At 36.0% G+C, this 12,527-nt stretch carries 12 protein-coding genes; 11 read left to right on the top strand and 1 reads right to left on the bottom strand.

Annotation, left to right across the window (positions count from 1 at the left end; genetic code table 11):
• The first annotated feature begins 200 nt into the window (after positions 1-200).
• From BA768_RS21270 to BA768_RS10010, 7 genes are all read left to right on the top strand, one after another.
• Positions 201-362 carry a hypothetical protein gene (locus BA768_RS21270; RefSeq protein WP_165601785.1) on the top strand — a complete coding sequence of 54 codons (162 nt, stop codon included), beginning with the start codon at positions 201-203 and terminating at the stop codon, positions 360-362.
• A gap of 17 nt (positions 363-379) precedes the next feature.
• Positions 380-928, top strand: coding sequence for a cupin domain-containing protein (locus BA768_RS10045; RefSeq protein WP_165601784.1), 549 nt, complete (start codon positions 380-382; stop codon positions 926-928).
• Positions 929-2,138: 1,210 nt separating this feature from the next.
• Positions 2,139-2,615, top strand: coding sequence for a Dps family protein (locus tag BA768_RS10030; protein WP_065720633.1), 477 nt, complete (start codon positions 2,139-2,141; stop codon positions 2,613-2,615).
• Between the two features lie 54 nt (positions 2,616-2,669).
• The gene (locus BA768_RS10025) at positions 2,670-3,365 is read left to right on the top strand and encodes a LytR/AlgR family response regulator transcription factor (protein WP_065720632.1); all 696 of its coding nucleotides are present in this window, start codon (positions 2,670-2,672) and stop codon (positions 3,363-3,365) included.
• 353 nt (positions 3,366-3,718) lie between these two features.
• Positions 3,719-5,932: a hybrid sensor histidine kinase/response regulator gene (locus BA768_RS10020; RefSeq protein WP_065720631.1), complete on the top strand. Its 2,214-nt coding sequence runs from the start codon at positions 3,719-3,721 to the stop codon at positions 5,930-5,932.
• A gap of 23 nt (positions 5,933-5,955) precedes the next feature.
• Entirely contained in the window at positions 5,956-6,507 is a 552-nt protein-coding gene (locus BA768_RS10015) for an antibiotic biosynthesis monooxygenase (protein ID WP_065720630.1), read from the top strand.
• Between the two features lie 86 nt (positions 6,508-6,593).
• Positions 6,594-7,358 carry an Eco47II family restriction endonuclease gene (locus BA768_RS10010; protein WP_065720629.1) on the top strand — a complete coding sequence of 255 codons (765 nt, stop codon included), beginning with the start codon at positions 6,594-6,596 and terminating at the stop codon, positions 7,356-7,358.
• Here BA768_RS10010 and dcm read toward each other — a convergent pair.
• Entirely contained in the window at positions 7,334-8,566 is a 1,233-nt protein-coding gene (gene dcm, locus BA768_RS10005) for a DNA (cytosine-5-)-methyltransferase (protein WP_065720628.1), read from the bottom strand. The two genes, BA768_RS10010 and dcm, sit on opposite strands and share 25 nt — an antisense overlap.
• Before the next feature lie 293 nt (positions 8,567-8,859).
• On the opposite strand from dcm, the gene BA768_RS10000 reads away from it, so the two are divergent.
• The 4 genes from BA768_RS10000 to BA768_RS09985 all read left to right on the top strand — a co-directional run bounded on the left by BA768_RS10000 (position 8,860) and on the right by BA768_RS09985 (position 12,504).
• Complete coding sequence (locus tag BA768_RS10000; RefSeq protein WP_065720627.1) at positions 8,860-9,417, top strand: hypothetical protein; 558 nt, start codon at positions 8,860-8,862, stop codon at positions 9,415-9,417.
• Between the two features lie 50 nt (positions 9,418-9,467).
• Entirely contained in the window at positions 9,468-9,911 is a 444-nt protein-coding gene (locus BA768_RS09995) for a lipocalin-like domain-containing protein (RefSeq protein WP_065720626.1), read from the top strand.
• Between the two features lie 25 nt (positions 9,912-9,936).
• Positions 9,937-10,905, top strand: coding sequence for an NAD(P)H-quinone oxidoreductase (locus tag BA768_RS09990; protein WP_065720625.1), 969 nt, complete (start codon positions 9,937-9,939; stop codon positions 10,903-10,905).
• 552 nt (positions 10,906-11,457) lie between these two features.
• Positions 11,458-12,504 (top strand): cupin domain-containing protein, encoded by a 1,047-nt coding sequence (locus tag BA768_RS09985; RefSeq protein WP_065720624.1) that lies wholly within the window; start codon positions 11,458-11,460, stop codon positions 12,502-12,504.
• The last annotated feature ends 23 nt before the right edge of the window (positions 12,505-12,527 follow it).

Raw genomic sequence — 12,527 nt, 5'->3', positions numbered from 1 at the left:
CAAATAAAATCGGATTCAATCCGAAAAAGAAGACAGTTGTATTTTCAACAGAAATTAATAAATTTATAACCCTAAATACTCCTTAAGGATTTATTCCAAAATGTCCAAGTTAGTTTGAAGACGTACACTGGTTTACAGATCATATACGAGTAGTGGTGAAATTTCCTGATGGCAAAAGGTATTTAGCAGGTTGTAATAAAATGCCCGACGGTAACCTACAAGTACAATTTTTTCATTCCAATTCATTCTACAAAGTAAATCCTACAACCATGAAAGTAACCAAAACGCAAGGCGGTGGTTATTTAGTAGGTACAAAAATGCAAATGTTTCCCGCATTATGGGTACAAGCAAAAAACAGTTAACCATAAAATTTATCATTATGAAAACTTTATTAATTCTTATCGCTTTTTTTAATTTATCAATGGTTTGCAAAGCGCAATGCCAAGAAAAAATTGAAGGTGTACAATTACAAAAAGGAATGTTAATGTATACCAATCCAAACATAATGTTAGGAGATTCCCGAACATTTGTCGCAGAAATAATATCTGTTAATGGTTTTGAATTTACTTGTCGTTTTCTTCACTCTAATTCTGTTTATTATTTTAAAAATTTAAAATTAGCAGGTGGATTCAGTGATACGCTAATGCAAGCTACTGTAGTTAAAAGTAAAGGAGGTCCCAGTTTGCGTATCCATCATCAGGATGACGAGATTTTCCACGTGATTTCCGGAGCATTTTTGTTTCAGATTAACGAAAAAATTTTTAGGAGCAAAAAAGGCGATAATGTATTTGTACCAAAAAGTACTGCACATACCTATGCCAAATCTTATGATAAAAATCTTGGTGAACTTTTGATCATCCATCAACCAATTTCACCGAGTTTGGAAAAATTTTATCAGGTGTTTTTCAAAAATCGGATATATGAATGATAAAATGCTTCGGGACAACTTTGAACCGGAAGTTTTGGCAGATCTAATGAAAAACAACGCTTTTGTAGGTTCTCCTATTGACATAGAATGAATGTGGCTTTGGAGGTTTTAAAGCAAACATTAAGAACGAAACTTACTTTGGCTTTAATATTATAGACCAAGGAAAAGCGTTTATACTTTTACAATATACAGGAACCTATGAACTATACAGTAAAAAACCAATTCTCAAGAGTCCCTATTTTGTCATTTTTATGCTTTGGCTTTTGGAAATCATTTTATTGTTCACCATTCCGCAAACTTCCATTTGGCAAAATTTAGTTTTAAATATTTCAAAAATGACTTAATGCATAAAACCAAATATTTTATAGGCAACAATATATTTGAATGTACCAATTTAATTTTCAATAAGCTTTCTACCAGAAGAAGATATTATGATAAGTTTTTGTTTATTAAAAAATTATCATATATAGGTAAACAATTTTCTGATTTATTTTTTTAACTTAAATACCAGTTAACACCTTCAAAACTTTATCTATATCAGCTAATAAATGGTTTGGATAGAGTCCTATCATGTTCACACACAGCCAAATGGCTCCATTTTAATCTAAATGGAGCTGTTTTTTTGTTTTTTTATGCCAGAGTAAACCAGAATAATGTTTTATAAAACTTTAATAAAATTTATTCAAATATTCATTCTTTAAACAAAAGTTATTTTTTTTACATCATTCCTAAATGCCTCCTTTAGATACTTTACTTTTATTGATGATTTCAACTTCTCTATAAAAAAGTTCTCTCCATTGATGTTAACGCTGCCCAAGCTGTGAAAAATTTTTCCTGTTATATTTTTAAAATCTTGTGCAATTCTAAAGAAGGAGATATTTAACATGATAAAACCTGAGTATAAAAATTTAAATTTCTTTTTGATTGTCTACAATTGCTGTGATGTGGTGCAAGTCCTAATACTCTATTTTGCTTTTTGTTGATTGTTTAACTTTGATATCGTAATTTATAACGATAAAAATACTGAACATGTAACCAATTTAATAAATCACATTTTATATAATTTCTATTAATTATAAAACTTCATTAAAAATTGAATTCAACGACTCATTTTGCCCATTCACCGAAAAACCCATTATTTTTTTAAGATTAATCTTGAACTTTACATCAGAAAAAAGAGCAATACCGCTCCAACTTAAATCTTAAAATTATGAAAACAAACATCGGACTTACAGAGCAAAACACAGAAGCTGTTGCAGAACAATTGGCAAAACTTTTAGCTGATGAAACTATACTTTACATCAAAACAAGAAACGCCCACTGGAATGTTACTGGCGATAATTTCCACGCCAACCATATTTTCTTTGAAGAACAGTACAAACAGCTGGACGAGTTGATTGACAGTGTTGCAGAACGTCTAAGAAAAATTGGTCATTATGCACCTGCCACAATGAAAATATATCTTGAATTAACGCATCTTACAGAGTACAGCGACAGAACCAATGACGGATTAGGCTATATGAAAGATTTACTAAAAGACCACGAAAGCATCATCGATTTTCTAAGAGGAAACGTCACACCTTTCGCAGACAAATACAAAGATTACGGTTCCAGCGACTTCATCACAAGCCTGATAGAAACGCACGAAGAAATGGCCTGGATGATTCGTTCATACTTCAGAAATTAAACAAAATAAGAAAAGGAATAATTATATTTGTGTCAACCATAATAAACTATCCCTATGAAAGCCCTGATTGTTGATGACAACGATATTGCAAGAACCACGCTCGCACATTTGGCAAAACAAGTTCCGAATTTGACTATTGTCAATGAATATTCCAATGCGATTGAAGCTTACAACCATTTACAGAACAATCAGGTAGATTTGATATTTTTGGATATTGAAATGCCGGAAATGACCGGAATCGAACTTACCAAAAACCTTTCAGGGAAAGACATTATCATCATTTTCACCTCATCCAACAAAGATTATGCACTCGAAGCTTTCGAACTGAATATCGTAGATTACATCCTGAAACCCGTGATGCCTGCGAGATTTTTACAGGCGGTAAGCAAAGCACAATCGATTTTGGAAAGCAGAAAAGAAGATGTGGAAGTCACCAAAGATGAGTTCCTTTTTGTAAGAGATTCCAATATCACAAGGCGTTTGAAGCTCGATGATATTTTTTACGCCGAGGCAATGGGCGATTATGTGAAGTTTTACACAAGAGAAAAAATGTTTGCCATCCACGGCAAGATGAAAACAGCGGAAGAACGTCTCCCAAAAGACCATTTTATCAGAGTTCATCGCTCTTACATCGTTTCGGTTGGCAAGATAGACACGCTTCAGGACGGCGGAATTATGATCAACGGAAAATTTATTCCCGTCGCAGATGCGTACAGAAAGGCACTCAACACGAGAATGAATGTTTTCTAATTATTTGTGAGTGATTTGGGCAGCTTAATCCGCCTTCCGCTCCCAATCTTTTTTGCACACGATTTCAGATTAAATAGAACTTGAGAACAAGCAAAAAAGGATTTCCGCTCAAGTCGGGCTGCAGGTTCAGTGTAAAAGAAACGTCAATATAAAAACACAGTTTTGTCATTCCATAGGAATCTAAACTTACTTTTTAGAGATTCAATTTTAAATCATTGCTTAGAGATTCCTACGGAATGACAAACTTAATATTTTAATCTTTGCTGAGTGCAACGCCTTTGCGAACTAAAATATTTTCAAGAAGAATAAAAAAATCTTTGCGGACTTTGCGTTAAAAACAAAGAAAAACACTTATGAAAAAAATATCCTCAGTAATGGGAAACAGACGGTTCAGTTATTTCATCATCCTCACATTTATTGCGGGTTCTCTCCTGTTGATAGCGGTTCAAATCAACTCAGCTAAAAATACCAAAGAGCTCATCCAAAATAACAACCGACTTCTCAACGAATTACGTTCCAGCAATCATTTGCGTGAAATCGACCGTGATATCCTCGGCGTTGAAAGCAGAATCAGAGCTTCTATTGCAACAAATGATACAACCCATCTCGAAGGCATCGACCAAAAAATCAATCAGATAGAAAAATTTCTGGATTCACTTTCCAAAGACAATTCGGACGGCGTTGAAGAAAAGTTGATTTACAGATTGAGCGTTCTTGCGATGGAAAAGAAAACAACGAAGGATAAATTACTGCTTCGTTACCACACCCTTGGAAATATGGACGATAAGACTTCCATTGCCAACCCGAGAGCCAGAAAAATTTCAAACGAAATAACTTCAATCACTGCAAAAATCTACGAAAGCCGAAAGCTTCATATGGTTGACCTCAGCAAAGAAACTGAAGCGATGGGACAAAAAGCGAGGTTGTATGATATTTCCCTATTGATTCTTTTGATTTTAAGCGGTTCCATTGTCGGTTATCACATTCTTCGCCAGTTCAAACGTCAGCTATTGTTGATTCAGGAATTGGATGTTGCAGAGAAAAAAGCATCGGTTGCTGCACAAACCAAAGAAAACTTCCTCGCCAATATGAGTCACGAAATCAGAACGCCTTTGAGCGGAATTTTGGGCTTTACCAACCTTTTGCAGAAAAGACCTTTGGATGAAACATCGAAAGAATTTGTCTCTTCCATTCAGCGTTCGGGGGAAAATCTGATGGCGATTATCAATGATATTTTAGACTTATCGAAAATCGAAGCCGGTATGATGCGTATTACCAAAGGTATATTCAGCATTAATGGATTAGTGAATTCTGTCGAAACATTTTTTATGGAACGCGCCAAAGAAAAAGGATTGACTATTTCCAGCAAAATCGATACTTCGATTCCAGATACTTTGAATGGCGACGCCACGAGACTGACTCAGATTCTTGTCAACCTCATCGGAAATGCAATAAAATTTACGCATCAAGGAAACATTACTATCGAAATTTATAATAAACAACAAATCGAAAATGAAGTCGTTGTAGGCTTTAAAGTTTCTGATACGGGAATCGGAATTGATAAAGAAAAACTCATTGAAGTCTTTGAAAGATTCAATCAGGGAGAAGATTCGACGACCCGAAATTACGGAGGAACCGGCCTTGGTTTATCGATTGTGAAAAGCCTGATTCAATTGCAGAACGGCGATATCGAAGTAATAAGCGAACAGGGAAAAGGCACGACTTTTCATTTTTACATTCCTTATACAATTGCAAAAGAACAGCTGAATGTGATTCCTAAAATTGATACAGATTATTTTAAAGATAAAACAAATGCGCCTTTAAGAGTGTTAATCGTGGATGACAATGCTATCAATCAAAGTCTGATGAAGCATCTTCTCTCACAATGGAACATCGATTTTGAAACCGCAAACAATGGTCTGGAAGCAGTCGAATTTCTCAGAAACAATGACTGTGATTTGGTTTTAATGGACATCCAAATGCCACAAATGGACGGTTACGTTGCCACGCAGACAATCCGTGAAGAACTTAAACTGAACACACCAATCATCGCAATGACCGCACACGCTTTGGCTGGTGAACGCGAAAGATGTATGAGCCGTGGAATGAACGAATACATTTCTAAACCTATTACAGAGGAAGAGTTATTCAAATTAATCTCCAATTTCGGATTAAAAGAAAACGAAAAAACCGAAGTAAAAACTGAAGAAACTGCTTCTCATTATGAGTTCATCGACCTTACCTATTTGAAGTCTATCAGCAATGGCGACAAAGATTTTGAAAGAACCGTGACGCAGCAGTTTTTAGATAATATCCCGACTCATTTGCAGGAACTGAAACTTGCTTATGAAAATAAAGATTTTAAATTGCTGAAATTGAGAGCCCACGATTTGAAATCGAGTGTTGCGATAATGGGTTTACTTCCTCTATTAGAGAAAAATTTAGATATTTTAGAATTAACAACCGAAGAAAATCCGTCATCAAAAACAGCTTTGGAAAAGGTAAAAGATATTTTGCTGAAATCTTTTTCCGAAGCTAAATTATTTATGCAAACCATCGATAATTAAATAAATTAAAAAACAATTTCATTATGGAAACTCAAGGCGCATCGGTGGTCATTACCCATCACGTTCTGGACGGCAAACAGGCCCAATACGAAAAATGGCTCGATGAAATTCTGCCCGTTTCCAAAAGTGCAAAAGGTTTTATCGACTGGCAAATCGTTCGCCCGATTCCGAATCTGACGTTTGTTTACACCGTCATCATTCGCTTTGATACGATTGAAAACCTCAGAACTTGGATGGAATCTGATACAAGAAGAAAATTGATTGACAAAGCCCATCCGTTATTCACAAAAGAAGACAATTACGAAATCAAATCCGGTCTCGATTTTCTTTTTTATGGTGAAAAAACAGACAACAAAGTTCCGGTTCGCTGGAAACAATATCTGGCGACCTGGTCTGCTATTTATCCATTATCATTGTTGATGCAATTGCTATTATTACCCTCCTTACGATTAATGAATATTCCTGCCAATCGGTATTTTGACACTTTCATCAGTACAGGATGTCTGGTATTTTTAGTCATTTTTGTAGTGATGCCGAATTATACTAAGTTGATTAGGAAGTGGCTTTATAAATAATTTGCTATGACAATCTCACTAAAGAATGTAAAATAGAATAATAAAAAATTGTAAATTGGCAATCGAACCTCTAATTATAATTTGGAATGGCTAATAAATATGTCAATTTTATCACCGATGAACACTTATTATTTTGTATTGAAAACTTGCATAAAGCATATTTAAGGGCTAAAAACAATATTACAAAGAAAAACTTTTACTCAAACAAAGTTGATACAATCAAGCTTACTTTTGATTCAAAATTTAACGACATAAACGAAGAGGATTTAATTCAGTCTGAGATTCTTCGACAAATTGATAAATCAATCAACAACTCAATTGGAACTTTTCACGAGCAAATATTGGGTGGAATTGAGGGTTTTGAAGTTGGAAATTTAAGTGGTTTTGATGTGAAAGCTGATGATAACACACTATTTGCAGATATTAAAAACAAGCATAATACGATGAATAGTAGTTCGTCCGAGGCTTTATTTCAAAAATTGGCAAGATATGCAGATGATTATAAAAAAGCAAAATGCTATTGGGTTCAAATTTTAGCTAAAAACAGTTTTAATGAACTTTGGAAAGGCGAAATCAATGGAAAAGAGTACAGCCATAGTAGAGTTTATAAAATTTCGGGTGACCAATTTTATGCTCTGCTATCTGGTCAACAGGATGCACTGTTGCAATTGTATAAAGCTTTGCCTTTCGCAATAAGTGACTATCTACATTCCATTGAACACAATCATACCATAATTGAAAATTCTGCAATTGACGAAATAAAATTGCAAACAGAAACCTCTAATAGAAGTATCTTAGACCAAATCACTTTTGATAACTACAGTTATTATTTAGGTTTTGACAAACCGTAATATTTATTCAAAAACTTTATAATCGAATATCCCACTTCCTTGCCTAAATTCACAGGAACAGCATTTCCTATCTGTTTATACTGCTGTGCAATAGAACCTTCAAATTGCCAATCATCTGGAAAAGTTTGAATTCGGGCATATTCACGAACTGTAAATGGTCTAGTTTCATCGGGATGACAACGCTCAGTCTGCTTTTGTGCCGGACTACAGGTTAAAGTTAAACAAGGTTCATCCCAACCGATTCTTCTAGCAATGCCAGTTTTTCCACCACCTAAGTGAAAACTCCCCCCCATAAATGACTTCTGAATGTCCAAAGGTAAATCTCGCCAATATCCTTTTGGTGGTACTAAATCCAAAACTTCAATTTTACTTTTTGGATATTTTGCTCCATCAGATTTTGGAACATTCTTATCAAATAATTCCCCCTTCTTCAAAGCATCTCTTAAGTTGTAAATTTTCTTGTAAGGTTTCGGATATTCATATTTCAAACCAATATCTTTTCGAATCCCTACTAATATTAATCTCTCTCGTTTTTGCGGAACATTATAATTTATAGCTTTTAAAACTTGTACAGGAACTACATTATAACCAATTTCATCTAAAATAGAAATCATTCCCTGTAAAGTTTTTCCATTATCGTGACTCAACAAACCACGAACATTTTCACCAATACAAATAGGAGGATTTACTTCTTTTACTACCCTTGCAAATTCATAAAACAAAGTTCCGCGGGCGTCTGCCAAACCTAATTTTTTACCTGCGTAACTAAATGCTTGACAAGGAAAACCTCCAGTCACAACATCTACTTTATCTTGATATTCAGAAAAATCAAAAGCTTTGATATCCCCTTCCAAAACTTTCCAGTTTGGACGATTTTTGCGTAATGTGGCACAAGCGAACTTGTCGATTTCGTTGAGAGCAATACATTTCAAACCTGCTTTTTCCATCCCAACAGCCAAACCTCCTGCGCCAGCAAATAATTCCAAAACTGTATAATCATTTTCAGCTTCAATAAAATTAGATTCATCAATATCATCATTTACAAAATCTGTAAATAATTCTAAAACTTCAGACTTCTTGTAAACTCTGTAATTACTAATAGGTTCTCTAACCGCAGACAACTTTCCTTCTCTATCCCAACGTCTAAGCGTTTCTTTGCTTTTACCTATTAATTCTGATGCTTCCGACAATGACAAATATTCACTCATAACCAAGTTTATTAACCTTACACAATGGTTACAAATTTATATAAATTTCATCATCTTACAAATGAAAAATTTAAAAATAATTTTCAATATTATATAAAACTCTGATTCAATTATTATTAAGAATTAAAAGTTATTAATTTGACAAACATTTAAATTATTAATCATCTATTTCTTTTTAAAACTCAACGACACTTTCCGCCTGTTTATCGAACGCCAATTGATTTTAAAATTTGTTGAATGTAGCTTTACACCATCAAATTAACAGATACAAACAATTTAAAATTCTAAACATTATGGAAATTATTCAAACACCAGAAAATGCATTGTCCCACTCTACAGTTACAGCGATTATCAATGCCCCATTCGAAAAAGTTAACATCGCAGATTGGCTACTCAACCTTCCCGATGCAGAATATCAAAGATGCTCAACGCAACACATCGGAGCCGCCATTTCTACCACGTATGATGGCAAACCGGTTTCTTTAAACGTCGAAACAATCGGAGATGCTTTGATGGTTCAGCATTATGTAGCGGTAGAGCACCGTCCGGATTACTGCAGAATGTTATCCATCTCAGATTCCATCACCAAAGGCGGCCGTACCAAAGTTCAGGTTTTATGGGAACTGAAAGCCACAAAAATCGATGATAACACGACATTGTATACCAACGAAATCCACGCCACTGCAACTCCTGAAATGTTCGAATATCTGAAAGAACACAACGTGAATCTCGCTGATGCAGCTGCTTCCAGACAAGCCGCTTCCGACGCCCACAACCACGAAGAAACGCCCAACTTTGCAAAAAGTATCGAAAACAAAGCGTTGACCGGAAAATACAATCAACCTTTCTAATTCAAAAACATAATGGGCGTATCTCGGTACGCTCATTTCATTTTAAAGTTATGGAAACACTTTTTGAAAAACTCGTAGGAACCTGGACTTTGGTAGAACTCATCGAAGTTTCTGTCGACGGTGGAGAAATTACCCATCCGATGGGCGAAAATCCGAAAGGGCTGATTATGTATAATCCTGACGGCTATATGTCGGCACAAATTATGGATACGCATCGGGAAAACTTTCATCAGGAACATTGGACCAATGCTACCCCGGAAGAATATATACAGGAAGGTTCAACCTATCTTGCGTATTCGGGACCGTTCAAAACGGACGATGAAAAACAGTTGGTAAGTCACATGATGTACATCTCACTTTTCCCTAACTGGACGGGGCAAACGCAGAATAGAATCGTTATCTTTAAAGATGGTTTTCTGCATCTTGAAAGTGAGAAACCATTCACCAGCAATTCCCGGTTGGTGACTCATCAACTGACCTGGAAGAGAGTTTGAAAGAATCTGATATTAAAATAAAAAAATGAAAGCAATCGTTATTACAAAACCTGGAGGTCCTGAAGTATTGGAATTACAGGATTATCATACTCCCGAAATATCCGGAGACGAAGTCTTAATCGAAGTGAAAGCAGCCGGAATCAACCGTCCAGATGTTTTCCAGCGCGAAGGTAATTATCCAGCTCCTGCCGGTGTTGTTGCAGAAATTCCGGGATTGGAAGTTGCCGGAATTATTGTAAAATGCGGACCTGATGTCGTAGATTTTACCGTTGGCGACAAAGTGTGTGCACTTCTTGCTGGTGGTGGTTATGCAGAATATATCGCTGTGAGAGAAGGTCAATGTTTACCCATTCCTGCAGATTTAAGTTTTGCTGAGGCGGCAAGCTTACCGGAAACAGTCTTTACCGTTTGGTCTAATGTTTTTCAGAGAGGAAATCTTCAACCGGGAGAAACCTTTTTGCTCCACGGCGGAAACAGCGGAATTGGAATCACGGGAATTCAGATTGCTCACGCATTGGGTTCAAAAGTAATTGTCACGGTCGGTTCTGATGAAAAAGGTCAGAAATGTCTTGAACTCGGCGCAGATTCTTATATTAATTATAAGACTCAGAATTTTGAAGCCGAACTTCAAGATGAAGGTGTTGATGTCATTTTGGATATGATTGGCGGTGATTATCTGGCCAAAAACATCAACATTCTAAAACCTGAAGGCAGATTGGTTCACATCAATGCGGTAAGTGGCAGTCGTGTTGATTTGGATATCTGGAAAGTAATGACCAAACGCCTGACCGTTACAGGAAGTACTTTGAGAAGCCGTGAATATGAGTTCAAAAAACAAATGGCTAAAGAAATCCAAAAGAATGTCTGGCCTTTGATTGAATCCAAACAGTTCAAACCTGTCATTTTCAAAACATTTCCTTTCTCAGAAGCTGCGGAAGCTCACCGATTGCTTGAAGACGGTTCACATACAGGAAAGATTATTCTTGTGAGATAAAGTGATAGTTTAATAATAATCTAAATCGAATTTTAATCCTTCTCAATCCAAATTGTGAAGGATTTTTTATTAATAAAATGGACGTCGTTAAGAATCTCAATCGATAAAATTCGAATTGAAAGTCTATTATCTCATCTATTTTCTTTACTCTAAGGATAAATGATACAGCCACGAATGCACGAATTAATTTGTTTATAGTATTTAAATTCCGATTTTGATTTACATAATATGATTATCCGTAATTTGTAATAAATTAGTTTTAACAGCTTGCTTGTCATTCCGCAGGAATCTCAACACACTGAAAATAAAGCTGTTTAGATTCCTTCGGAATGACAAAAATGACTGATGATTTTAGTGTTATGATTAAAAACGGACATTCATAAAAAAATTCGTGCATTCGTGGCATCCAAAAAACTCATCAACTATTCCTTTCAAATTCCTACCGACTCATTTTGCCCATTCACCGAAAACCACTTCAAAACCCCTTGATTCCGAGCTAGCTTTACAGTAGAAATAAAGACAAACTATCATTCATCACAAAAACTTATCATTATGAATACTGCATCATTAAGTTTCAAATACGAATTAGAGAAAAAAGAACCAAGAACCAACGATGGCGGAACTACACGAGGCGCCTCTGTAAAGGATTTTCCAGCATCTATCGGTATTGCAGGAGTTTCTATGAGACTGCAACCGGGAAGTATGAGAGAATTGCACTGGCACGCCAATGCCGCAGAATGGGCTTACGTGATTTCGGGAACGGTTCGTACAACGATTATTCATCCGGATGGACACAGTTATACTGATAATTTTGAACTGGGTGATGTTTGGTATTTTCCAAAAGGTTACGGTCATTCGATTCAGGCGACAGGAACGGAGGAATGTCATTTTATTTTGATTTTTGATAACGGTAATTTTTCCGAAGACCATACGTTCAGCGTGACGGATTTTGTTTCATCAGTTCCACCTGAAATCGTTGCTCAGAATTTAAATTTAACTTTAGAAGAAGTGGCTGCTTTACCTCAAAAAGAAGCCTACTTCGCAGCGGGAATTGTTCCGGATGAGATGTCTTTCGTTGCTGAAGCTCGTCCGAATGAATCAGACATCGAATTGACGAGTTTTCACCGTTATCCTTTGCATTCTCAACAGCCGAGAATTGTTCCGGGCGGAGGTCTGCAGAGATTGGTAACGAGTAAAGAATTTCCTATCAGCAGTACAATGTCAGGTTCTATTTTGGAATTGCAGCCAGGCGCGCTGAGAGAAATGCACTGGCATCCGAATGCGGACGAATGGCAATATTTTATTTCAGGACAGGCCGAAATGTCAGTTTTCCTTGCAGAATCCACTTGTGTCACAGAGCAGTTCAGTGCAGGAGATGTTGGTTATGTTCCAATGGGAGCCGGACATTACATCAAAAATACTGGCGATACAGTTTGCAGAATTCTCATTGGCTTCAACAGCGGAAAATATGAATCGATTGATTTGAGCGAGTGGCTGGCGGGAAATCCAAAAGATGTTGTCATTACTAATTTTGGTTTGAAAGATGGCGAAATCGAAAAATTCCCGGCTGAGAAAGTTTTTATTCAGCCTAAGAAATAAAATTAGACTCAATCTCTCTAAAG

The sequence above is a fragment of the Chryseobacterium sp. CBo1 genome, from assembly GCF_001693475.1.
GTDB classification, from domain to species: domain Bacteria; phylum Bacteroidota; class Bacteroidia; order Flavobacteriales; family Weeksellaceae; genus Chryseobacterium; species Chryseobacterium formosense.
This window is presented reverse-complemented; position numbering and strand designations above follow the sequence as displayed.

What these genes read in the sequence shown, in the direction of transcription:
- BA768_RS10000 (WP_065720627.1), top strand. Translation starts at nt 8,860, where the DNA reads ATGGAAATTATTCAAACACCAGAAAATGCATTGTCCCACTCTACAGTT.
- BA768_RS10015 (WP_065720630.1), top strand. Translation starts at nt 5,956, where the DNA reads ATGGAAACTCAAGGCGCATCGGTGGTCATTACCCATCACGTTCTGGAC.
- BA768_RS09985 (WP_065720624.1), top strand. Translation starts at nt 11,458, where the DNA reads ATGAATACTGCATCATTAAGTTTCAAATACGAATTAGAGAAAAAAGAA.
- BA768_RS10010 (WP_065720629.1), top strand. Translation starts at nt 6,594, where the DNA reads ATGGCTAATAAATATGTCAATTTTATCACCGATGAACACTTATTATTT.
- BA768_RS10020 (WP_065720631.1), top strand. Translation starts at nt 3,719, where the DNA reads ATGAAAAAAATATCCTCAGTAATGGGAAACAGACGGTTCAGTTATTTC.
- BA768_RS09995 (WP_065720626.1), top strand. Translation starts at nt 9,468, where the DNA reads ATGGAAACACTTTTTGAAAAACTCGTAGGAACCTGGACTTTGGTAGAA.
- dcm (WP_065720628.1), bottom strand. Translation starts at nt 8,566, where the DNA reads ATGAGTGAATATTTGTCATTGTCGGAAGCATCAGAATTAATAGGTAAA.
- BA768_RS10025 (WP_065720632.1), top strand. Translation starts at nt 2,670, where the DNA reads ATGAAAGCCCTGATTGTTGATGACAACGATATTGCAAGAACCACGCTC.
- BA768_RS10045 (WP_165601784.1), top strand. Translation starts at nt 380, where the DNA reads ATGAAAACTTTATTAATTCTTATCGCTTTTTTTAATTTATCAATGGTT.
- BA768_RS21270 (WP_165601785.1), top strand. Translation starts at nt 201, where the DNA reads ATGCCCGACGGTAACCTACAAGTACAATTTTTTCATTCCAATTCATTC.
- BA768_RS09990 (WP_065720625.1), top strand. Translation starts at nt 9,937, where the DNA reads ATGAAAGCAATCGTTATTACAAAACCTGGAGGTCCTGAAGTATTGGAA.
- BA768_RS10030 (WP_065720633.1), top strand. Translation starts at nt 2,139, where the DNA reads ATGAAAACAAACATCGGACTTACAGAGCAAAACACAGAAGCTGTTGCA.